The 23,305-nt window shown below is 56.5% G+C and carries 18 protein-coding genes; 8 read left to right on the plus strand and 10 right to left on the minus strand.

The window, feature by feature from the left end; genetic code table 11:
• The first annotated feature begins 482 nt into the window (after nucleotides 1-482).
• The 3 genes from LRO94_RS00875 (at nucleotide 483) to LRO94_RS00885 (ending at nucleotide 4,460) form a co-directional block, all read left to right on the plus strand.
• The gene (locus LRO94_RS00875; protein ID WP_095185266.1) at nucleotides 483-989 is read left to right on the plus strand and encodes a sigma-70 family RNA polymerase sigma factor; all 507 of its coding nucleotides are present in this window, start codon (nucleotides 483-485) and stop codon (nucleotides 987-989) included.
• A complete protein-coding gene (locus LRO94_RS00880) occupies nucleotides 989-1,933 on the plus strand; it encodes a FecR domain-containing protein (protein ID WP_179179722.1) in 945 nt (314 codons plus the stop codon). Before LRO94_RS00875 ends, LRO94_RS00880 begins: the two co-directional genes overlap by 1 nt.
• Nucleotides 1,934-2,021: 88 nt before the next feature.
• On the plus strand, nucleotides 2,022-4,460 hold the full coding sequence (locus tag LRO94_RS00885) for a TonB-dependent siderophore receptor (RefSeq protein ID WP_179179721.1): 2,439 nt from the start codon (nucleotides 2,022-2,024) through the stop codon (nucleotides 4,458-4,460).
• A gap of 19 nt (nucleotides 4,461-4,479) precedes the next feature.
• Here the strand turns inward: LRO94_RS00885 and mnmE are convergent, their stop codons facing one another.
• The 5 genes from mnmE to rpmH all read right to left on the minus strand — a co-directional run bounded on the left by mnmE (nucleotide 4,480) and on the right by rpmH (nucleotide 8,408).
• The gene (mnmE, locus tag LRO94_RS00890; RefSeq protein ID WP_032885154.1) at nucleotides 4,480-5,850 is read right to left on the minus strand and encodes a tRNA uridine-5-carboxymethylaminomethyl(34) synthesis GTPase MnmE; all 1,371 of its coding nucleotides are present in this window, start codon (nucleotides 5,848-5,850) and stop codon (nucleotides 4,480-4,482) included.
• A 79-nt stretch (nucleotides 5,851-5,929) separates the two neighbouring features.
• Entirely contained in the window at nucleotides 5,930-7,612 is a 1,683-nt protein-coding gene (yidC, locus tag LRO94_RS00895) for a membrane protein insertase YidC (protein ID WP_032885153.1), read from the minus strand.
• 2 nt (nucleotides 7,613-7,614) lie between these two features.
• Nucleotides 7,615-7,860 carry a membrane protein insertion efficiency factor YidD gene (gene yidD / locus LRO94_RS00900; protein WP_010207715.1) on the minus strand — a complete coding sequence of 82 codons (246 nt, stop codon included), beginning with the start codon at nucleotides 7,858-7,860 and terminating at the stop codon, nucleotides 7,615-7,617.
• Complete coding sequence (gene rnpA / locus LRO94_RS00905) at nucleotides 7,853-8,257, minus strand: ribonuclease P protein component (RefSeq protein ID WP_026013533.1); 405 nt, start codon at nucleotides 8,255-8,257, stop codon at nucleotides 7,853-7,855. Before rnpA ends, yidD begins: the two co-directional genes overlap by 8 nt.
• A gap of 16 nt (nucleotides 8,258-8,273) precedes the next feature.
• A complete protein-coding gene (gene rpmH, locus LRO94_RS00910) occupies nucleotides 8,274-8,408 on the minus strand; it encodes a 50S ribosomal protein L34 (protein WP_003213577.1) in 135 nt (44 codons plus the stop codon).
• A 586-nt stretch (nucleotides 8,409-8,994) separates the two neighbouring features.
• Between rpmH and dnaA the strand changes: the two genes are divergently transcribed.
• Genes dnaA through gyrB form a run of 4 tightly spaced genes read left to right on the plus strand, consistent with a single transcriptional unit; the run spans nucleotide 8,995 to nucleotide 15,203 of the window.
• Nucleotides 8,995-10,515: a chromosomal replication initiator protein DnaA gene (dnaA, locus tag LRO94_RS00915; protein WP_032885151.1), complete on the plus strand. Its 1,521-nt coding sequence runs from the start codon at nucleotides 8,995-8,997 to the stop codon at nucleotides 10,513-10,515.
• A 38-nt stretch (nucleotides 10,516-10,553) separates the two neighbouring features.
• Nucleotides 10,554-11,657, plus strand: a complete 1,104-nt coding sequence (gene dnaN, locus LRO94_RS00920; protein ID WP_005783345.1) for a DNA polymerase III subunit beta — start codon at nucleotides 10,554-10,556, stop codon at nucleotides 11,655-11,657.
• Between the two features lie 20 nt (nucleotides 11,658-11,677).
• Nucleotides 11,678-12,781 carry a DNA replication/repair protein RecF gene (gene recF, locus LRO94_RS00925; RefSeq protein WP_012721452.1) on the plus strand — a complete coding sequence of 368 codons (1,104 nt, stop codon included), beginning with the start codon at nucleotides 11,678-11,680 and terminating at the stop codon, nucleotides 12,779-12,781.
• Nucleotides 12,782-12,785: 4 nt separating this feature from the next.
• Nucleotides 12,786-15,203, plus strand: coding sequence for a DNA topoisomerase (ATP-hydrolyzing) subunit B (gene gyrB, locus LRO94_RS00930; RefSeq protein WP_032885149.1), 2,418 nt, complete (start codon nucleotides 12,786-12,788; stop codon nucleotides 15,201-15,203).
• Between the two features lie 103 nt (nucleotides 15,204-15,306).
• On the opposite strand, the gene LRO94_RS00935 is transcribed toward gyrB, so the two are convergent.
• Nucleotides 15,307-16,029, minus strand: a complete 723-nt coding sequence (locus tag LRO94_RS00935) for a response regulator transcription factor (RefSeq protein ID WP_032885147.1) — start codon at nucleotides 16,027-16,029, stop codon at nucleotides 15,307-15,309.
• Between the two features lie 379 nt (nucleotides 16,030-16,408).
• On the opposite strand from LRO94_RS00935, the gene LRO94_RS00940 reads away from it, so the two are divergent.
• Entirely contained in the window at nucleotides 16,409-18,691 is a 2,283-nt protein-coding gene (locus tag LRO94_RS00940; protein WP_032885146.1) for a CHASE2 domain-containing protein, read from the plus strand.
• A 178-nt stretch (nucleotides 18,692-18,869) separates the two neighbouring features.
• On the opposite strand, the gene LRO94_RS00945 is transcribed toward LRO94_RS00940, so the two are convergent.
• From LRO94_RS00945 to glyQ, 4 genes are all read right to left on the minus strand, one after another.
• A complete protein-coding gene (locus LRO94_RS00945; RefSeq protein ID WP_032885145.1) occupies nucleotides 18,870-19,640 on the minus strand; it encodes a lysophospholipid acyltransferase family protein in 771 nt (256 codons plus the stop codon).
• An 82-nt stretch (nucleotides 19,641-19,722) separates the two neighbouring features.
• Nucleotides 19,723-20,259, minus strand: coding sequence for a D-glycero-beta-D-manno-heptose 1,7-bisphosphate 7-phosphatase (gmhB, locus tag LRO94_RS00950; RefSeq protein ID WP_179179720.1), 537 nt, complete (start codon nucleotides 20,257-20,259; stop codon nucleotides 19,723-19,725).
• 2 nt (nucleotides 20,260-20,261) lie between these two features.
• Complete coding sequence (gene glyS, locus LRO94_RS00955; protein WP_095185271.1) at nucleotides 20,262-22,316, minus strand: glycine--tRNA ligase subunit beta; 2,055 nt, start codon at nucleotides 22,314-22,316, stop codon at nucleotides 20,262-20,264.
• Complete coding sequence (gene glyQ / locus LRO94_RS00960) at nucleotides 22,313-23,266, minus strand: glycine--tRNA ligase subunit alpha (RefSeq protein WP_003213601.1); 954 nt, start codon at nucleotides 23,264-23,266, stop codon at nucleotides 22,313-22,315. Before glyQ ends, glyS begins: the two co-directional genes overlap by 4 nt.
• Between the last annotated feature and the right edge of the window lie 39 nt (nucleotides 23,267-23,305).

Here is a 23,305-nt window from a genome sequence, read left to right on the forward strand (position 1 = left end):
CTTAGCCCTTCCTAAAGAACCCTTTGCACAAAATTTAACCAGCTGTGGATGAATCACAGACAATAGAAATTAAAAGAGAGAAATTTATTAAATCTTTGTTTTTATGTTTATTTCTACTGAGCATCATTTCTGTGGATAGATCTCTACAGGCCTTTATTTACGGTATGTACAGAGATTCAAAAGTCTGTGGTCATGTGCCAATGAGGCCCTTGGATAAGTACGCTAAGCCTGTGGATTAAACAGTCACTTATCCACAGATGGGTTTTTACTCAGGTTTCAAGCCCTGTTATCAACTGGGCACAGGGGCGGTTATTCACAGGGCTTAATCCACAGAAATCGAGCAAACACGCTATACCGAGGTCACGGTGAAGCCACCGAAATCCTTCGACTCGGAAGTGAACAGCGTAAAAAGAGATCTATTGTGAGAAATCTGCAGTGCAGTTAATAATAGCGATTATCATTAACCTGCCCTCTCGCACCCTATGCCTACTCCTTCACACACGGTTGCCGTCCAGCATATTTACGAACAGCACCATTCTTGGTTGCACGGGTGGCTCAGAGGTAAGTTGCATAACGCCTGCGATGCGGCCGATGTCGCACACGATACGTTCGTGCGCATTCTTGGTGGGCGCCATGCGGCGCAGATCCTTGAGCCACGTGATTATCTGGCGACCATCGCCAGGGGTCTGGTAATTGACCGCTACAGGCGTCACGCCATTGAACAGGCTTATAAGCAAAGCCTGGCCGAGCGTCCTGATGCCACTGCCATCAGTGAAGAAGATAAGGCGATCATCATCGAAACCCTGGTGGCTGTGGATAAAGCTCTCGCCAGCTTGGGCGAACGCTCGCGGCGGATCTTCATGCTGTCGCAGATTGACGGCCTGACTTATCAACAGATCGCCGATCAACTGCAGGTGTCACTGACGACCGTGAAGAAGCACATGGTTCGCGCGTTGACCGAATGTTCAATGATCATGGCCACCTTGTAATGGCAGCGCCTGATCGCAAGACCTTCGAGGCGGCCGCCGGCTGGTACGTGCAGTTTCAATCCCAGACACCCACAGCGGCCGAGCGCCATGCCTGGCAGCAATGGCTCAACATCGATCCGTCCCATCAGGCGGCGTGGAATCAGATGGAGCAATTGCAACGCAGCCTGGGTGCCTTGCCCCAGGATTTCACTCGCCGCGCTTTGTCGGCCACACAGCAACGTCGCCAGGTGCTCAAGTGGATGCTGGTACTCGGCAGCACCGGTTACTTGGGGTGGAATGTTCAGCAACATACGTCCCTGGGCAATGTTTGGGCCGATTTCCGTACACCTTTGGGCAAGCGCCGGCGCATCGAACTGGCCGACGGCACCCGGATTGACCTGAATACCCAAACCGCCATTGATGTGCTGTTCGACGGACGCCAGAGCTTGATACGCCTGCGCGAAGGCGAAGTTCTTATCCACACTGGCAAGTCGGGCGCGCAGATGCCCTTCTATGTTGAGACTCAGCAGGGTCGCATCCAGGCTTTGGGGACACACTTTACTGTGCGCCAACTGGCGGATTTCACACGGGTCGGAGTGCTGGAAGACAGCGTCAGCATTTCACCCACTGATCGACCAGACCTCAGCCGGCTGCTCGTTGCAGGCGAGAGTGCGCAATTCAATCGGCAAAGCGTAGGGGTAAGCCAACCTTACAGCGGGGCTGAAGCTGCCTGGGTCGACGGACAATTGATCGTGCTCGATGCCCGGCTCGGCGATGTGATCGACGAGCTCGGTCGTTATCGACCTGGGGTCCTGCAATGCGATCCAGCTTCGGCGCGCCTGCGGGTTTCCGGCACATTCCGATTGGATTCCACCGATGCGGTGCTGGCCAACCTGCAAGCGACGCTGCCGATCCAGGTCAATTACTTCACCCGTTACTGGGTTTCGGTGAAGCGAATCGGCTGAGCAAAAAAATAATCCACAGGGTTATCTTTTTTTTACCTGACGCGGCCCTACAGGTAATCACGACGCTACCTTCAGGGTTTATCCACCTATGCGCCTTCCTCCTAAGCTTCGCCAGCGACTCTCCTGCCACGGCATGACCTACGGTTTGCTGCTTACCTCTACCGCCGCTGCCTGCGGGTTGTTATCAACAGGCGCCCTTGCAGCCAGCGTGGTGCAGCACTTCGCTATTGGCGCAGGTCCGCTCGACAGCGCCTTGAGCCAATTTGCGGCCAGGGCCAATGTGATCCTGTCCTTTTCGCCCCAGCAGACCGCTCATTTGAACACCCCTGGGCTTGAGGGGGACTATTCGGTGGAGCAGGGCTTTGCGCTGCTGTTGCAAAACTCGGCGTTAGAGGCTGTGGCCCAGGCGCCTGGTAGCTACATTTTGCAAGCGACGCCCACAGGCGAACTGACCCTTGCGCCCACGACTGTGAGCACGGTTCAACTGGACGGTTTCAATCAGGAGATCGCCGGGGATGTGGGCTACAAAGCTCAAAACAGCCGGATTGGGACCAAAACCAGCACGCCACTGTCGGAAACACCGCGGTCGGTATCGGTCGTCACCGGTCAGCGCATCAAGGACCAGAAGTCCCAGTCCCTTACCGAAGTACTGGGCTACGTGCCGGGTATTTTCGCCCCGCCCTTCGCTGCCGGCGATAGTCTGGCCGGTGACCTGTTCTTCATTCGCGGTTTCAACGCCACAGACTATGGCTACGGCCTGCTGCGTGATGGACTACGTGTTCAGGGCAATCGGTACGACACCACCAGTGAGCCTTATGGCCTGGAGCGGGTCGAAATATTCCGTGGGCCTTCGTCGCTGCTCTACGGTGAAAATGCCCCCGGTGGCCTGGTGAACCTGGTCAGTAAACATCCAACCGCCACGCCGCAAGGCGAGGTACAACTGGGCTATGGTTCGAATAACCGCCGTCAGGTGGGTGTAGATATCTCCGGTCCGCTCAATGACAGCGGCGACATCCTTGGACGCGTGGTGATGCTGGGGCGCAAGTCTGATACCCAGACTGATCATGTGCCGGATGATCGCCTCTACGTTGCTCCCTCCCTGACCCTGAATTTCGACGACTACAACACCCTCACCCTGCTCGCCAGCTACCAGAAGGATCACACCAACCTGGAACTCGGCCTACCAGCTGCAGGCACGTTACTGACGAATCCCAACGGTAAGTTGTCCAAGCACACCATGCTCGGGAATCCAGACTGGAACACCTTCGAACGTGAAGCCTGGAGCACGGGGTATGAGCTCGCTCATAGCTTCAATGACGACTGGCAGTTCCGCCAGAACTCGCGCTACATGCAGTCGCGTATCAACCGTCACGAAACCTGGCCGGGCCAATTGAACAACGGCGGTTTCGGGACCCGGCTGAACATGAACGCCTACGATCGCTACAACAAGTCGATGGTTTATTCCCTGGATAACCAGCTGGAAGGAAAATTTCAGGTCGGCGGGCTGGAAAATACCCTGCTGTTCGGCACCAGCTACGACCGCACTTCTTTCAATCAGGATTGGAATGCCGGGTTCGCCGGCACCATCGATGTGTATAACCCTGTTTACTTGCGCGACCCGACCACACCTCTGGCAGTACAGAACACGTTGCTCGAACAGCAGATGAAAGGGGTTTATGCACAGCTGCAGAGCAAGTATGACCGCTGGTTATTCCTGTTGGGTGGCCGTCAGGACTGGGTCGAGAGTGATTTCCGCGACAAGGTCAACAAGGCCAGCGATACCGGCTCTGAAGATCGCAAGTTCACCTATCAAGGCGGGGTGATGTACCAGTTCGACAATGGCCTGACGCCGTATGTGAGCTATTCCACTGCATTCGTGCCGGTACAGCAGATTTCCAACGCCGGTTCACCCTTGAAACCGATTACCAGCAGCCAATATGAAGTTGGCGTGAAGTACGAACCGATCGGCTGGGATACGGCAATGACTGTGTCGGTGTATGACTTGCGCAAGGAAGATGACACCTACCTCGACGCCACCACTAACAGCTACCGCCAAGTAGGCGAAAGTCGGTCCAAGGGCGTTGAAGTCGAGGTCAACAGCAACGTCACGCCTAACCTGAATTTAACGGCGGCCTACACCTACACTGATGCTCGAATCACTAAGGACTCCGCTACTTCTCTGGTCGAAGGGCACCAGCTGACCGGGGTGCCGCGGAATCAGGCGTCCGTATGGGGCAAATACCGATTCCTCGACAGTCAGCTCAAGGGGTTGTCCCTGGGGGCGGGCGTGCGTTATTTCGACAGTACCTTTTCCTACACCGCGCCCACGCTGTACGGAAAATTGGACGCGGGAAGCGTCACCTTGGTGGATGCATCCGTTGGCTATCAGTTCGACAAAAACTGGTCGGTTGATGTGAATGCCAAGAACCTGTTCGACAAGGAATATGTATCCGGTTGCAACGATGCAGGGCGTTGTTACTGGGGTGACAGCCGTACCTTGCTCGGTACGGTGTCCTACAACTGGTAAACCATTGTGGATAACGTTGCTATTTACCGATGCAGAAGCTGGAAAAGATCCGTCCCAACAAATCATCGGAGCTGAAAGCGCCGGTGATTTCCCCCAGCAGCTGCTGTGCCTGACGTAGATCCTCGGCCAGCAGCTCCCCTGCCCCCGCCAAGGTCAGCTGCGCGCGTCCGTGCTCAAGGGCCGCACTGGCATGACGCAGTGCCTCCAGGTGCCTGCGACGCGCACTGAAGCTGCTTTCCGAGGTCTGCTCGTAACCCATGCAGGCCTTGAGATGGTCGCGCAGCAATTCCAGGCCATTACCCGCCGACTTGGCGCTCAGGCTGATCGTGACGTGGCCATCCTCACCCATTTCAAGCGCGATGGCTTCGCCTGTCAGGTCAGCCTTGTTGCGGATCAAGGTGACGTTAGCCGGGTCAGGTCGTTGTTCAAGAAACTCCGGCCAAAGGGCAAAAGGATCCGCAGCCTCAGGCGCAGTGGCATCAACCACCAGTAATACGCGGTCTGCTTCACTGATGGCTTTGAGGGCGCGCTCTACGCCGATCTTTTCCACCTGGTCATCGGTATCGCGCAAGCCTGCGGTGTCAACCACGTGCAGCGGCATGCCGTCGATGTGGATATGTTCGCGCAGGATGTCCCGGGTGGTGCCGGCAATCTCGGTGACGATGGCAGCCTCACGTCCGGCCAAGGCATTTAGAAGGCTGGACTTACCCGCGTTGGGGCGACCGGCAATGACCACCGTCATGCCATCGCGCAGCAAGGCGCCTTGCCCCGCTTCACGCAGCACTGTGGATAACTCCTCGCGGACTTTATCCAACATTGCCAATACGTGGCCATCGGCGAGGAAGTCGATCTCTTCCTCAGGAAAATCAATCGCCGCCTCTACGTAGATGCGCAGGCTGATCAATTGCTCGGTCAAGTTATGCACACGCAGGGAAAATGCCCCCTGCAGCGAACGCAACGCATTGCGTGCGGCCTGTGCGGAACTCGCTTCGATCAGGTCCGCGATAGCTTCGGCCTGGGCCAGATCGAGCTTGTCATTCAAAAACGCGCGTTCACTGAACTCACCCGGCCGGGCGAGACGGCAGCCTAATTGCAGGCAACGCTGCAGCAGCATATCCAGGACTACAGGACCACCGTGGCCTTGCAGTTCCAGGACATCCTCACCGGTGAAAGAGTTAGGTCCAGGGAAATAGAGGGCCAGACCCTCATCCAATACGCTGTGGTCTGCATCCAGAAACGGGCCGTAATGGGCATACCGCGGTTTCAATTCCCGGCCGCTGATGGCCTTGGCTGCCATGCCGGCGAGGGGCCCGGAAATTCGAACGATACCCACACCGCCGCGACCTTGAGCGGTTGCGACAGCAGCGATGGTTTCACGAGGAGCGCTCATCAGCAGGTTCCAGAACAAAAGTGACGGAAAGCAAAACGCCCCACTAGGGGGCGTCTTGAGTGGTTATCCACAGAGTAAATTACGCCTCGGCTTTTTTGGTAGCCGCTTCGATTTTACGTGTGATGTACCACTGTTGAGAGATCGACAACACGTTGTTGACCACCCAGTACAGAACCAGACCAGCTGGGAACCACAGGAAGAAGAAGGTGAAGATGATTGGCATCATTTTCATCACTTTAGCCTGCATCGGATCCGGCGGTGTTGGGTTCAGACGCTGCTGGATGAACATGGTCGCGCCCATGATGATCGGCAGGATAAAGAATGGGTCCTTGATCGACAGATCAGTTATCCACAGCATGAACGGTGCCTGGCGCATTTCCACGCTTTCCAGGAGTACCCAGTACAGCGATAGGAACACCGGCATCTGCACCAGAATAGGCAAGCATCCACCCAACGGGTTGATCTTCTCTTTCTTGTACAGCTCCATCATGGCCTGCGACATTTTCTGCCGATCATCACCATGCTGCTCTTTCAACGCGGCCAGTTTCGGAGCTACGGCACGCATGCGAGCCATCGACTTGTAGCTGGCAGCCGACAGTGGGAAGAAGATCCCCTTGATCAGCATGGTCAGGAATATGATCGAGAAGCCCCAGTTACCCACAATGCTGTGGATATGTTGCAGCAGCCAGAAGATAGGCTGGGCAATGAACCACAGAATGCCGTAATCCACAGTCAGTTCCAGACCTGGGGACAACTCTTTCAGCACGGCCTGGCTTTTCGGGCCGGCGTACAGGGTAGCGCTGGTTTCAGCCTTGGCACCTGGAGCGACGGTCAACGCCGGGCCAGTAAAGCCAATGATGTAGTTACCTTGGCTGTCTTTACGGGTTTGAACCAGGTTGGCTTCACCCTTGTTCGGGATCCAGGCGGTCACGAAATAGTGTTGCAACCAGGCAACCCAGCCGCCTTGGACGGTTTCTTTCAGCGCGCCTTTGTCGATATCTTTCATCGACACTTTTTTGTACGGCTCGTTACTTGTCCACAGGGCTGCGCCCAAGTAGGTAGCGGTACCAGTAGCGGTGCTGGAAGAAGGATCGGAGCTGCCATCACGCTTGAGTTGGGCAAACAAATTGCCGCTCCAAGGTTTTTCGCTGGTGTTGTCGATCAGGTAAGTGACCTTCAGGTCGTACAAACCGCGAGTGAAGCTGAAACGCTTGATGTAGTTGACGCCGTCGAGGCTGAATTTCAGGTCGACGTTCAACTGGTTTTGGCCATCCGCCAGTTGATAAACCTTCTTTTCGGTCGAATAAACCGGACGACCGGTAGCGCGGGCATCCGGACCATTAGTGCCGGTCAGACCGCTTTGCGCCAGATAAGTACGTTCACCACCGTTATCGAACAGTTGGAACGGTACATCCGGATGGTCTTGGCGACGTGGATACAGCGGCAGTTTCAACTGCGCGATATCACCACCTTGTGGGTCGATAGCCAAGTCGAGCACATCCGTTTTCACGAGGATGAGGTCTTTATTGGTGACCACTGGCGTTTCTAAAGGGGCGCTTGTCTCGCCATTCGCGCTGGGAACATCTGCACTCGCGGACGCATTGGTACCCAGCGGGGTGTCCGGAATAGCCGGCGCAGCCTGATTGGTAGCAACATTCTGAGTCGGCAGGGCAGCTTGGCCATAATCCTGGTTCCACTTAAGAACCATGACGTAGGACACGATTGCCAGGGCGACGATCAGGATCGTGCGTTTAATATCCATGATTACTCGGCCATCGAAGAAGAACGGGAGGTAGGGATAGGTGGAACCGGGTCATAACCACCGGGATTCCACGGATGACAGCGACCTAAACGACGAAAGGTCAGCCAGCCACCGCGCAGAAGACCATGATTTTCTATGGCTTCTAACGCGTAGCAGGAACAACTGGGGTAGAAACGACAGTGACTGGCCATCAGAGGACTAATGGCATAGCGATAAAACTGGATCGGAACGAGTGCCAGTTTACGCATTGGTACTGTCTACCCCTACAGTTTCGGTGCTGACTGCTGGTGCTGGTTTGTTGGTACGCGCCAGACGTTTCCAGAGCTTGCCGAAATGCTGAATCAATTCGGGGTTTTCTACATCCCCCAAGCCTTTGCGCGCGACGATAACAATATCCCAACCAACCAGAGTGTCCTGGTGGAGGCGAAACGATTCGCGCATCAGACGCTTGAGGCGATTGCGCTCAACGGAGAGCTTTACGCTCTTCTTGCCAATCACCAACCCGAGACGGGGGTGATCAAGATCGTTGTTACGCGCAAGGAGCAGGAGATTTTTCCCCGGAACCTTGCCGGTGGGGGAGTCAAAGACTGCCTTGAAGTGCCGGGGTGTTAGCAGACGCTTTTCCCGACTGAAGTCCTGACTCACCACCAGTACCGGATTATCAAACTGCCAGACGCGCACGACCTTTGGCGCGGCGACGCGACAGGACAGCACGGCCGTTCTTGGTAGCCATGCGAGCACGGAAGCCGTGAGTACGGGCGCGTTTGATGGTGCTTGGTTGGAAAGTACGTTTCATGGCGTTGTTACCTGGTTCGTCCACAACGGGCCGGAATGGCCCCCGTTTTAAGAGACCGGCGATTCTAGAGAAAGCAAGCCTCTAGGTCAATTTCCAACCAGCTTTTCCTTCAATTAGATCTCTATCGGGTAAAACCCCCTTTTCTATCCGCCTGGCTTCCATGAGCAATGTCATAGATATAAAAATAAAGAAGGAAGTTATTTAAAGCTTTTCTATAAAGCTTATAAAAGCTAGGCAGGCCATCCTCTGTGGATAACTGCCTTGAGGCCATATTCCACTTGATGTACAGAGGATGACAACATGGGGGAGAAGCGGTGCTCTGCCTGTGCTGCGCTGTCGGATAAGCTGTGTGTGGAATGGCATGTTATCCACAGCCCAGTTACCCACAGACTTTCACCCCCACTTGTACAACGAGCTCAGGGCCGCTTATCCACAGACCTTATGCACAGACCACTGGTCGGCTTTTTCCGGGATAAGACATTGATTTTGGGTGCCCTGTGGGCAACCTACATGTGGATAAGTGGGCGGCTCGCCGCTACAATGGCGGCTGTTTTTGCCTCACCGGCTTTCAACTTAGGGGATATCCGTGTCAGTGGAACTTTGGCAGCAGTGCGTGGAGCTTTTGCGCGATGAGCTGCCTGCCCAGCAATTCAACACCTGGATCCGTCCGCTACAGGTCGAAGCCGAAGGCGACGAGTTGCGTGTCTACGCACCTAATCGTTTTGTTCTCGACTGGGTCAACGAGAAGTACCTGAGCCGCGTTCTCGAATTGCTCGACGAACACGGCAATGGCCTTGCGCCTGTGCTCTCCTTATTAATAGGCAGCAAACGCAGCTCGGCGCCTCGCGCTGCGCCGAATGCGCCATTGGCGGCGAGCGCTTCTCAAGCTCAGGCCGCAGCGGCACCTGTTAATAACTCGCCTGCTCCCGTTGCCCAGACGCCTTCCAAATCGGCGTCACAGAAAAACGCACCTATTAATGAAGAGCCGTCTCGCGACAGCTTTGACCCCATGGCTGGTGCCAGCTCGCAGCAGGCACCGATTCGCGCCGAACAGCGCACCGTACAGGTCGAAGGCGCGCTCAAGCACACCAGCTACTTGAACCGCACCTTTACCTTCGAGAATTTCGTCGAAGGTAAATCTAACCAGCTGGCTCGCGCCGCGGCCTGGCAAGTGGCGGATAACCCCAAGCATGGTTACAACCCGCTCTTCCTTTATGGTGGCGTGGGCTTGGGTAAAACTCACTTGATGCACGCTGTGGGTAACCACCTATTAAAGAAGAACCCGAATGCCAAGGTCGTTTACCTGCACTCGGAGCGCTTCGTAGCGGACATGGTTAAGGCCTTGCAGCTCAATGCCATCAACGAGTTCAAGCGGTTCTACCGTTCCGTTGACGCCTTGCTGATCGATGACATTCAGTTCTTTGCTCGTAAGGAACGTTCACAGGAAGAGTTTTTCCATACCTTCAACGCCCTGCTCGAAGGCGGCCAACAGGTCATCTTGACCAGTGACCGTTATCCGAAGGAAATCGAAGGCCTGGAAGAACGCTTGAAGTCGCGCTTTGGCTGGGGCCTCACCGTTGCGGTAGAGCCGCCGGAGCTGGAAACCCGCGTTGCGATCCTGATGAAAAAAGCCGATCAGGCAAAAGTCGATCTGCCACACGACGCTGCTTTCTTTATCGCACAGCGCATTCGTTCCAACGTGCGTGAACTCGAAGGCGCGCTCAAGCGAGTCATCGCACACTCGCATTTCATGGGGCGCGACATCACCATCGAGCTGATTCGCGAATCCTTGAAAGACTTGCTGGCACTGCAGGACAAACTGGTGAGTGTGGATAACATCCAGCGCACCGTGGCCGAGTACTACAAGATCAAGATTTCCGACCTGCTGTCCAAGCGCCGTTCTCGCTCGGTGGCTCGTCCGCGACAAGTGGCCATGGCCCTCTCCAAGGAGTTGACCAACCATAGCCTGCCGGAAATCGGCGATGTGTTTGGTGGTCGCGACCACACCACAGTCTTGCACGCATGCCGCAAGATCAACGAACTTAAGGAATCCGACGCGGATATTCGCGAGGACTACAAGAACCTGCTGCGTACACTGACCACTTGATGACACCAGCGCAGCTTATTAAGGCAAGGGACTAGACCATGCATTTCACCATTCAACGCGAAGCCCTGTTGAAACCCCTGCAACTGGTCGCAGGCGTCGTCGAGCGCCGACAGACCTTGCCGGTGCTCTCCAACGTATTGCTGGTTGTCGAGGGCCAGCAGTTGTCCCTGACTGGTACCGACCTGGAAGTCGAATTGGTTGGCCGCGTGCAGCTGGAAGAGCCTGCAGAGCCTGGCGAGATTACTGTGCCAGCGCGTAAGCTGATGGACATCTGCAAGAGCCTGCCGAACGACGCGCTGATCGACATTAAGGTTGATGAGCAGAAGTTGGTGGTCAAGGCGGGTCGCAGTCGTTTCACGCTGTCCACTTTGCCGGCCAATGATTTCCCGACTGTGGAAGAAGGCCCAGGCTCACTGACCTGCAGCCTTGAGCAAAGTAAACTGCGCCGTCTTATCGAACGCACCAGCTTCGCCATGGCCCAGCAGGACGTGCGTTACTACCTCAACGGAATGCTGCTGGAAGTGTCGGAAGGCATCATCCGCGCCGTGGCCACCGACGGTCACCGTCTGGCAATGTGCTCAATGCGGGCCGATATCGGTCAACCTGATCGTCACCAGGTGATTGTTCCGCGTAAGGGTATTCTCGAACTGGCACGCCTGCTCACCGAGCCGGATGGCAATGTCAGCATCGTACTGGGTCAGCACCATATCCGCGCGACCACCGGCGAATTCACGTTCACGTCCAAGCTGGTCGACGGCAAATTCCCGGATTACGAGCGTGTGCTGCCTAAAGGTGGGGACAAGTTGGTAATCGGTGACCGTCAGGCCCTGCGTGAAGCGTTCAGCCGTACCGCGATTCTGTCCAACGAAAAGTACCGTGGTATTCGTCTGCAATTGGCCAACGGTCAGTTAAAAATTCAGGCCAATAACCCGGAGCAGGAAGAAGCGGAAGAAGAAGTCGGCGTTGACTACAACGGTGGTTCCCTGGAAATCGGCTTCAACGTGAGCTACTTGTTGGACGTGTTGGGTGTGATGACCACTGAACAGGTTCGCCTGATCCTGTCTGACTCCAACAGCAGCGCTCTGGTGCAGGAATCCGACAACGACGACTCGGCTTATGTTGTTATGCCGATGCGCCTGTAATCATGCTCAGCAGAAGCTAGATGTCCCTTAGTCGCGTCTCGGTCACCGCGGTGCGCAATTTGCATCCGGTGACCTTCTCCCCCTCCCCCCGCATCAACATCCTCCACGGCGCCAACGGTAGTGGCAAAACCAGCGTGCTGGAAGCCATCCACCTACTAGGGCTTGCCCGTTCCTTTCGCAGTGCCCGCTTGTTGCCGGTGATTCAGTACGAACAACTGGCCTGCACGGTCTTCGGCCAAGTCGAACTGGCAGAAGGGGGCCACAGCAGCCTGGGGATTTCGCGTGATCGCGGCGGTGAGTTCCAGATTCGCATCGACGGGCAAAACGCTCGCAGTGCTGCGCAACTGGCAGAGATCCTGCCGTTGCAACTGATCAACCCTGACAGCTTCCGATTACTGGAAGGTGCGCCGAAAATCCGCAGGCAGTTCCTCGATTGGGGAGTGTTCCACGTGGAACCACGATTCATGGCCACATGGCAGCGCCTGCAGAAGGCCCTGCGGCAGCGGAACTCATGGCTGCGGCATGGTACACTTGACGCCGCTTCGCAAGCGGCCTGGGACCGGGAATTGTGCCTGGCCAGCGATGAAATAGATGAATACCGCCGCGCCTATATCAAAGCCTTGAAACCAGTCTTTGAGCAGACCTTGAGTGAGTTGTTGGATCTCGAGGGGCTGACGCTGAGTTACTACCGTGGTTGGGATAAAGAGCGTGAGCTGAGTGCAGTGCTCGCGACTTCCCTGCAACGGGATCAGCAAATTGGCCATACCCAGGCCGGACCCCAACGGGCTGATTTGCGTCTTAGATTAGGCGCACACAATGCTGCGGACATCTTGTCCCGTGGCCAGCAGAAGTTGGTGGTGTGTGCACTGCGTATCGCCCAGGGTCATCTGGTTAGCCAAGCCCGACGTGGTCAGTGTATTTATCTGGTGGATGACTTGCCGTCTGAACTCGACGAGCAACATCGCCGTGCGTTATGCCGCTTGTTGGAAGAATTACGCTGCCAGGTTTTTATCACCTGTGTAGACCACGAATTATTGAGGGAAGGCTGGCAGACGGAAACGCCAGTCGCTTTGTTCCACGTGGAACAAGGCCGTATCACCCAGACCCACGACCATCGGGAGTGAAGGCATGAGCGAAGAAAACACGTACGACTCGACCAGCATTAAAGTGCTGAAAGGTTTGGATGCCGTACGCAAACGTCCCGGTATGTACATTGGCGACACTGATGACGGTAGCGGTCTGCACCACATGGTGTTCGAGGTGGTCGACAACTCCATCGACGAAGCTTTGGCCGGTCACTGCGACGACATCAGCATCATCATCCACCCGGACGAATCCATCACCGTGCGTGACAACGGTCGTGGCATTCCGGTAGATGTGCACAAAGAAGAAGGTGTTTCGGCAGCAGAGGTCATCATGACCGTGCTCCACGCCGGCGGTAAGTTCGACGATAACTCCTATAAAGTATCCGGCGGTTTGCACGGTGTGGGTGTGTCGGTAGTGAATGCTCTGTCCGAAGAGCTGATCCTGACCGTTCGCCGTAGCGGAAAGATCTGGGAACAGACCTACGTCCACGGTGTTCCACAGGAGCCGATGAAAATCGTTGGCGACAGTGAAACCACCGGTACTCAGATTCATTTCAAGCCGTCCGATGAAACATTCAAGAATATCCACTTCAGCTGGGACATTCTGGCCAAGCGTATTCGCGAACTCTCCTTCCTCAACTCCGGTGTGGGTATCGTCCTTAAGGACGAGCGCAGCGGCAAGGAAGAGCTGTTCAAGTACGAAGGTGGTCTGCGTGCATTCGTTGAATACCTGAACACCAACAAGACTGCGGTCAACCAGGTGTTTCACTTCAACATTCAGCGCGATGACGGCATCGGCGTGGAAATCGCCCTGCAGTGGAACGACAGCTTCAACGAGAACCTGTTGTGCTTCACCAACAACATTCCCCAGCGCGATGGCGGCACTCACTTGGTGGGTTTCCGTTCCGCGCTGACGCGTAACCTGAACACCTACATCGAAGCCGAAGGCCTGGCGAAGAAGCATAAAGTTGCCACCACCGGTGACGATGCGCGTGAAGGTTTGACCGCGATTATCTCGGTGAAAGTGCCGGATCCTAAGTTTAGTTCCCAGACTAAAGACAAGCTGGTGTCTTCCGAAGTGAAGACAGCCGTTGAACAGGAAATGGGTAAATACTTCTCGGACTTCCTGCTGGAGAATCCGAACGAAGCCAAGCTGGTCGTCGGTAAGATGATCGATGCTGCGCGTGCCCGGGAAGCCGCGCGTAAGGCTCGCGAGATGACCCGTCGTAAAGGCGCGTTGGATATCGCCGGCTTGCCGGGCAAACTGGCTGACTGCCAGGAAAAAGACCCTGCCCTCTCCGAACTGTACCTGGTGGAAGGTGACTCTGCTGGCGGTTCCGCCAAGCAGGGTCGTAACCGTCGCACCCAGGCCATCCTGCCGTTGAAGGGTAAGATCCTTAACGTAGAGAAAGCTCGCTTCGACAAGATGATTTCTTCCCAGGAAGTTGGCACCTTGATCACGGCGTTGGGCTGCGGTATCGGTCGCGACGAGTACAACATCGATAAGCTGCGCTATCACAACATCATCATCATGACCGATGCTGACGTCGACGGCTCTCACATCCGTACTCTGCTGCTGACTTTCTTCTTCCGTCAGTTGCCGGAGCTGATCGAGCGTGGCTACATCTACATCGCCCAGCCACCTTTGTACAAAGTGAAAAAGGGTAAGCAAGAGCAATACATCAAAGACGACGACGCCATGGAAGAGTACATGACGCAGTCGGCCCTGGAAGATGCGAGCCTGCACTTGAACGACGAAGCACCGGGTATTTCCGGTGAGGCGTTGGAGCGTCTGGTTAACGATTTCCGCATGGTGATGAAGACCCTCAAGCGGCTGTCGCGCCTATACCCACAGGAACTGACCGAACACTTCATCTATCTGCCGGCCGTGAGCCTGGAGCAGTTGGGCGATCATGCAGCGATGCAGGAGTGGCTGGCCCAGTACGAAGTACGTCTGCGCACTGTGGAGAAATCTGGCCTGGTGTACAAAGCCAGTCTGCGTGAAGACCGTGAACGTAATGTATGGCTGCCAGAGGTCGAACTGATCTCCCATGGTCTGTCGAACTACGTCACCTTCAACCGCGACTTCTTCGGCAGCAATGACTACAAAACTGTGGTCACCTTGGGCGCGCAACTAAGCACCCTGCTGGACGACGGCGCCTACATTCAGCGTGGCGAGCGTAAGAAAGCAGTCAAGGAGTTCAAAGAGGCCCTGGACTGGCTGATGGCAGAAAGCACCAAGCGCCACACCATCCAGCGATACAAAGGTCTGGGTGAGATGAACCCTGATCAATTGTGGGAAACCACCATGGACCCTGCTCAGCGTCGCATGCTGCGCGTGACCATCGAAGACGCCATTGGGGCAGACCAGATCTTCAACACCCTGATGGGTGATGCGGTCGAGCCTCGCCGTGACTTCATCGAGAGTAATGCTCTGGCAGTGTCTAACCTGGATTTCTGATCCAGGCGAGACCCGCAGAAAAAAGGCCAACGCTATGCGTTGGCCTTTTTTATTACGTGAAAATCAGTTTTTCTAAAATGCTCCACGTGGAACATCACCGTTTTCACCCATGGGAAGCTGTCGCCACACTCTCCAAACGGTACCCATACCCATAGATCGTCAACAGCTGCCAACCCCTGTCAGCAGTAAGCCCCAGCTTGTTACGCAACCGATAGATATGCGTATCCAAGGGTCTCGATGACACCATTTCTTCATGGGTCCAGAACCGCTCATAGAGGTACTCGCGGGACAGTGGCCGGGCCAGGTTGGCGAACAAGCAGCTCGCCAAGCGGTATTCCCGCTCGGTGAGGTTGATCGGTTTTCCCGCACGAGTGACGGTCAATTCGGCGTCGTCAAAGGTCAGATCATTGAAGCTCTGTACTTCCTGGGTCGCCGGCTTCTGCAGGCCATGGCGACGTAGAACGGCGGTCACCCGAGCCTTCAGTTCATTGGGGCGAAAGGGTTTGCTGACGTAATCATCGGCGCCACTGTTCAACGCGGTGACGATATCGCTTTCAGCATCGCGGCTAGTGAGCATGATCACGGCGGGTGGGGACTCCATGTGTTCACGGGTCCAGCGCAGCAATGCGATGCCAGTGATATCGGGCAGTTGCCAGTCGAGTATCAGCAGGTCAAAGGTTTCGCGACGCAATTGGCGCAGCAGGTCTTCGCCACGCTCGAAGCAATGAAGGGTCCAGGGCTGTTCGGCGGTGCTGGGGATTTGTCGCAGTGTCTGTTCCACCCGTCTCAATTCAGCGGGTTCGTCATCCAGTATTGCGACACGCATGGGTGGGTCCTTTCTTCTCGAAGAGTACTGCAGCCGTAGTGAAGGCACGTACTGCACAGATGCCGGCCGTCGAATCTGAAGAATTGTGCGCAGATTCGTCGGCCCCTTGGATCTCTCGGTACGCTGGGATCAATAAGTGATTAACCCAGTTAAAGTCCTCGGTACCTACGTGGGAAAGATACCGGCTCCAAGCCTTAAGGAAAAGGATCAGCCGACGCGTGCGCTGTCGTAAACTCCTGTGCCCTGATAGTGGATGCCCTTTGGAATTCCCACCTTTACGAGTCGCAAGCAGTAAAACTTTTCCACCGCGTCGAAAATGAGCTTCACTGGGCGCTATGCCACCTTCTACCGCATGCCAACAACAGGGACACGCTGATCAATGATGCTCTGGGGCAAGGCCGAAAAACGTCAACCCACCCATGCCCAACGGCTGTTCCACGGTCTGGTTCGTGAGTGGTTGTGGATCGGTTTGCTGTTGTTGCCGATCACAGCCTACCTCTCAATGAGTACTGGCCTGGCTTTGAACAACCCGCTGTATGACAGCCTTCGCCGTCTAACACCGCTGCCGGTGGATCCTCGTATCCTGCTGGTTACTATCGATGACGCCAGCCTGAAGAAGCTCGGCCAGTGGCCTTGGCCCCCTAGTTTGCACGCCGACCTGGTCGATCGTCTGAGCGCTGCACAACCCGCCAGCATTCTGTTGGATGTAATCTTCAGCGATCCCGCCGATCCCCTCCAAGAAAAACGTTTGGCAGATGCGGTGTGCAACGCCGGCAACGTACTGTTGCCCTTGGGGCGTGACGACTCTGCCAGTTATAGCCCACCCAGAGTACAAATGCGGCCGCTGCTCAAATGTGCCAAGGGGGTTGGGCATATCAACGTGGAGGCTGACAGCGATGGCGTGGTGCGCAGCCTTTATTTACGTGAGGGCCCACCCAATGCGACGGCACCTCAGTTGGCGTGGTTGGCGTTCACGATGAGCGGCCAGCCTTCAGAGATGCCAGGTGAGCCTGTGGATTCGAATTCCCAGGATTGGCATCGAGAGTATGCAGTTCGCATCCCGTATATCGCCCCCGACAGCCATTTTCCAAGCGTGTCTTATGTCAGCGTATTACGTGGCGAAGTCTCCCCCGAGCGGCTGCGCAATCGTCTGATTCTGGTAGGAGCGCCAGCATCGGGAATGGGTGATCGCTATGTCACGCCGCTCTCACCCATGGTGGGAACCACGGCGGGCGTGGAGATTCAGGCCAACGTTCTCAATGGATTGCTGCAAGGTCGCAGCATTGTGGACTTGCCCGACTGGGTGGCAGCCCTGATGGCAACATCCCTGGTGGCGGCACTACTGGGGCTGCTGCTCTACCGCCCACGCTTTGCACTGTGGATGACCCTTGGTTGTATGTTCACGGCTTTGCTCGGCTCATTTGCCCTATTGCGTATCGGCTACTGGTGGTCGCCTGCGGCCTGCCTGATCGGATTGCTGCTCAGCTACCTGATCTGGAACTGGCGACGTCTCAGCGTAATCCTGGCGTACTTTGGCTGGGAGTTGGCCCGATTGGATGACGAACCCAAAGTTCTGCCTGAGCGCCGACGTGCGCCTGCCAGCAAAGGTGATGTGTTGCAGGGGCGCATCTTTGCCCTAGAGCAAGCGGTAAGCCGTACAAGGGACACACGACGCTTTATGGCCGATGGTCTGGAGTGCCTGCCGGTGGCGACGCTGATCACAGACACACAAGGCAATATCCTGCTGGCCAATCGCATTGCCCGCGACGTGTTCGGCAGCGATCTGGTCAACCAAAACCTATTGGACCAATTGGTTGATCTGGGTTATCCACCCCTGCACAACGGCGTGCGCCCTGCCCTTTCGGCGTTGGAGCTTGTTGAGTTCCGTGATATTCACCAACGCAGCCTGCGCATGGAGCTTGCTCCTTTACTACCTGCCGAAGGGGATGTGGCGCTGGGTTGGTTGCTAAGCCTCACAGACCTGAGCAAAGAGCGCGAGGCCCAGCAGCACCGGGAAACCATGCTGCGTTTCCTTTCCCATGACCTGCGTGCACCGCACTCGGCGATCCTCGCGCTGCTCGACGTGCACAACGCCGAGTCGCCAGTATTTTCTCAGATTGAGCAGCAAGTACGCCGAGCCTTGAGCCTGACTGAATCCTTCGTCCAGTTGGCGAAAGCGGAGGCCGATGGTTACCACTTCCAACCGACGCTGTTTGCCATGCTGGTAATGGATGCTTTTGACCAGGTAGCACTGATCGCCCAGCTCAAAGGTATTCACCTGGTCCACGATCTTGAAGAGGCGGATGAAGGGATGGTGTCAGCCGATCAGTCCCTACTCACTCGCGCGTTATTCAATGTGCTGGAGAACGCGATCAAGTACTCGCCATCCGGCACCACCGTCCGGTTGAGACACAGCAGCGAACAAGGTTGGTTGGAATGCCTTATCAGCGACCAGGGCCCCGGGATAGCCTCCAAGGATTTACCGGAGCTGTTCAGTCAGTACAAACGCTTTGATTCAGCCCAAGGCAGCGAAGGGTTGGGGCTAGGGCTCACCATGGTCAAGGCAGTCGTGGAGCGCCATGGAGGACGTATCGAATGTGAAAGCACCCTAGGCAAAGGCACCACATTCAGACTGCAATTGCCCTTGCTGGAAGACTGTTAAAACGTCCTTTTCTGCTGTGCATAAAAAACCGGTCACAAGGACCGGTTTTTTATGCGGAAAAAACTTATGCACGTTTTTCGAGATTTTATCGGCTCTGGAAATATGTAAGTAAATCAGCTTCTTATGACTCAAAAAAGCTGATTCGCCAACAAACCGTACACAGGTTATCCACAGATCCTCATATCATCGGCGTATCCACAACAACTGGCTCCGGCGGTAGAGAACCCATGGCCCGCTGCTGTGCCTCATTCCACGCCTGGGCGCGCTCATTCAGCGCTGCAATAGCGCGTGGGCCTTCGCCTTCTGCGTACATTGGCTCGCCAATCACCACCGTGATGGTGCCCTCGCGTTTTGCCCAACCGGTCTTCGGCCAGAACCTGCCGGCGTTATGTGCAATCGGCAACACTGGCAGGTTGGCGTTGACCGCCAATGCTGTACCGCCACGGGAGAACTTGCCTACGGTCCCAAAGGGGACTCGTGTTCCTTCCGGAAAGATCAGCACCCACACGCCGTCTTTGAGCAGCTCATCGCCCTTCTTGGCGACATGCTTGAGCGCTGCCTTGGGGTTGTCACGGTCGATAGCAATCGGGCGCAACATGGCCATGGCCCAGCCGAAGAACGGCACGTACAGCAGCTCACGCTTGAGCACTTGGCTCAATGGCGAGAAGTAAGCCGAGAGAAAGAAGGTCTCCCAGGTGCTCTGGTGATTCGACAAAATCACGCACGGCTGGTCCGGTACGTTTTCCGCGCCCTTGACCTCGAAACGAATGTTCAGGAACACCTTGGTCAGCCACAACGCGCAGCGGCACCAATAGACGTTGATAAAGCGATAGCGCGCCTTGAACGGCAGGAACGGCGCAATAAAAAAGCTCAGGGTGCACCAGAGAAACGAACTGGTGCCCAGCAGCAGGTAAAAGAAAAAGGTTCTGATGGCCTGCAAAATCGACATGGCGGCATTTACCGTTGCGGGACAGGGCCCGCCTGTTAAAAGCGCACTCCCGAACAGTCCTTGGTCAGGAAGTCGAGGGCGGCTAGTTGTTGATAAGTTCTGCGGCAACCGCCGCCAGATCGTCAAAAATCAAGGTGCCTACCGGCAGGTTTTTCGCCTGGGTCTTTTCGCCTTTCCCGGTCTTTACCAAAACTGGCTGAGAGTCGACGGCTTTGGCCGCCTCCAGGTCACCGAGGCTGTCCCCGACGAACCATATCCCAGCCAAGGGCACCTTGTAATGTTCTGCAATGGTTTTCAACATGCCAGGTTTGGGTTTGCGGCAATCGCAGCCCTCATCCGGCCCGTGAGGGCAGTACACCACCAGCCCCACCTCACCGCCCTGCTCCGCCACCAGCATGCGCAAGCGCGCGTGCATGGCGTCCAGGGTAGCGATGTCGTAATAGCCACGGGCAATGCCGGACTGGTTGGTGGCGATGGCCACCGTCCAGCCGGCTTTGCTCAACTGCGCGATGGCCTCGATCGAACCGGGCAGTGGAATCCATTCCGCCACCGACTTGATGTAAGCGTCGGAGTCGTAGTTGATCACCCCGTCCCGATCGAGAATCAGCAGTTTCAACATGGTCAGCTCAATGTCGAAATGTCAGCGATGTTGACGAACAAGCCGCGCAGACGCGCCAGCATGGCGTAACGGTTTTTCCGCACGCCGGCATCTTCGGCATTGATCATCACGGCTTCGAAGAACGCATCCACCGGCTCACGCAGGGTGGCCAGGCGCGCCAGCGCTTCGGCGTAGTTACGCTCGGCGATCAGCGGCTTGACGGCGTTTTCTGCCTTGGCGATGGCCGAATTCAGCGAGAACTCTTTGGCATCGGCAAACAGGCCAGGGTCGACGTCGCCATTGCCCAGGCCTTCGGCCTTGCTCAGCAGGTTCGACACACGCTTGTTCACAGCGGCCAGGGCATCGGCTTCCGGCAACTTACGGAAGGCCTGTACGGCTTGTACGCGCTGATCGAAGTCCAGCGCCGAACCCGGCTGCAGGGCGCGAACCGACAGGTAGACGGAAACGTCCACGCCTTCGTCTTCGTAACGCGCACGCAGGCGGTCGAACACGAACTCCAGCACTTGCTCGGCCAGACCCGCTTGCTTGACCTTGGTACCGAACTGACCCACCGCGAACACGATGGCCTGTGTCAGGTCCAGGTCGAGCTTCTTGTCGATCAGGATACGCAGCACGCCCAATGCCGCACGGCGCAGGGCGTACGGGTCTTTGCTACCGGTAGGCAGCATGCCGATACCGAAGATGCCCACCAGGGTATCCAACTTGTCGGCGATGGCCACGGCCGCACCGGTCAAGGTAGTTGGCAGTTCTGCACCAGCACCGCGTGGCATGTACTGCTCGTTCAGCGCCAGGGCGACGTCTTCGGCCTCGCCATCGTTGAGGGCGTAGTAGTAGCCGGCAACACCTTGCATCTCTGGGAATTCGCCGACCATCTCGGTCGCCAGGTCGCACTTGGACAGCAAACCAGCGCGGGCGGCCGAGGCCGCATCGCCGCCGATGCGTGGTGCGATGTAGGCAGCGAGTTTGGAAACACGCACAGCCTTGTCGTAGACGCTACCGAGTTTTTCCTGGAACACCACGTTTTGCAGGCGCAGGTTGAAGTCTTCGAGCTTCTGCTTCTTGTCTTGCTTGAAGAAGAACTCAGCGTCAGTCAGTCGCGGGCGAACGACTTTCTCGTTACCGGCAATGATCTGCTGCGGGTCTTTGCTTTCAATGTTGGCTACGGTGATAAAGCGCGGCAGCAACTTACCGTCCACGTCCAGCAGGCAGAAGTACTTCTGGTTGTCCTGCATGGTGGTGATCAGTGCTTCTTGCGGCACATCGAGGAAGCGCTCTTCGAACGAGCACACCAGCGGCACAGGCCATTCAACCAGCGCGGTCACTTCGTCGAGCAGGCTTGGCGGCACGATGGCGGTGCCTTCCTGCAGGCGGGCCAGTTCTTCGGTGCGCTTGCTGATCAGCTCGCGACGCTCGTTGGCGTCGGCCAGCACATAGGCTGCACGCAGATCGGCGGCATAGTTCGCCGGCGAGGTGATGCGTACGGCTTCTGGATGGTGGAAGCGGTGACCGCGGGAATCTCGGCCGGCCTTCTGGGCGAGGATGGTGCAGTCAATGACCTGGTCACCGAGCAGCATCACCAGCCATTGGGTTGGGCGGACGAATTCTTCTTTGCGTGCACCCCAGCGCATGCGCTTGGGGATCGGCAGGTCGTTCAGGGAGTCTTCAACGATGGTCGGCAGCAGGCTGGCAGTCGGCTTACCGGTGATGACTTGGCTGAAACGCAGTTTCGGACCGCTCTGGTCGATCTCACTCAGTTCCACGCCACACTTCTTGGCAAAACCAAGGGCAGCCTGGGTCGGATTGCCTTCAGCGTCGAAAGCCGCCTGGCGCGGCGGGCCGTCGAGGTTAATGCTGCGGTCCGGTTGCTGGGTTTCCAGCGCGGTCAGCAACACGGCCAGGCGACGTGGCGCGGCGTAGACTTTCTTGGCTTCAAACTTCAGGCCAGCGCTTTGCAGGCCTTTTTCGATCCCGGCCAGGAACGCATCGGCCAGGGTGTTGAGTGCCTTCGGTGGCAGCTCTTCGGTGCCCAGTTCAACCAGGAAATCTTGAGCACTCATTGTGCAGCCTCCAGCTTAGCCAACACTTCATCACGCAGGTCCGGGGTTGCCATCGGGAAGCCCAGCTTGGCGCGAGCCAGCAGGTAGGCTTGGGCGACGGAACGCGCCAGGGTGCGTACTCGCAGGATGTATTGCTGGCGCGCGGTTACCGAGATGGCACGGCGGGCGTCCAGCAGGTTGAAGGTATGGGACGCCTTCAACACCATTTCATAGCTTGGCAGCGGCAGCGGCTGATCGAGTTCGATCAGACGCTTGGCTTCGCTTTCGTAGAAGTCGAACAGTTCGAACAGCTTTTCGACGTTGGCGTGTTCGAAGTTGTAGGTGGATTGCTCCACTTCGTTCTGGTGGAACACATCGCCGTAGGTCACTTTGCCGAACGGGCCGTCAGCCCACACCAAGTCGTAGACCGAGTCCACGCCTTGCAGGTACATGGCCAAGCGCTCAAGGCCGTAGGTGATTTCGCCGGTCACCGGGTAGCACTCGATGCCACCGGCTTGCTGGAAGTAAGTGAACTGCGTTACTTCCATGCCGTTGAGCCAGACTTCCCAGCCCAAGCCCCAGGCGCCCAGGGTCGGCGACTCCCAGTTGTCTTCGACGAAGCGGATATCGTGGACCAGCGGATCCAGGCCAACATGCTTGAGCGAGCCCAGGTACAGTTCCTGGAAATTGTCCGGGTTCGGCTTCAATACCACCTGGAACTGGTAGTAGTGCTGCAGACGGTTCGGGTTTTCGCCGTAGCGGCCGTCAGTCGGGCGACGACTGGGCTGCACATAAGCGGCGTTCCAGGTTTCCGGGCCAATGGCCCGCAGGAAGGTAGCGGTGTGGAAAGTGCCGGCGCCTACTTCCATATCGTAGGGCTGAAGTACCACACAACCTTGCTCGGCCCAGTATTGCTGGAGGGCGAGGATCAAGTCTTGGAAGGTACGCACGGCTGGCGTAGGCTGGCTCACGAAATTCACCTGTTACTTGGGCTGCGATTTAAAGAGCGG

Origin of the sequence: Pseudomonas sivasensis (assembly GCF_021391435.1) — a bacterium.
Classification (GTDB): domain Bacteria; phylum Pseudomonadota; class Gammaproteobacteria; order Pseudomonadales; family Pseudomonadaceae; genus Aquipseudomonas; species Aquipseudomonas sivasensis.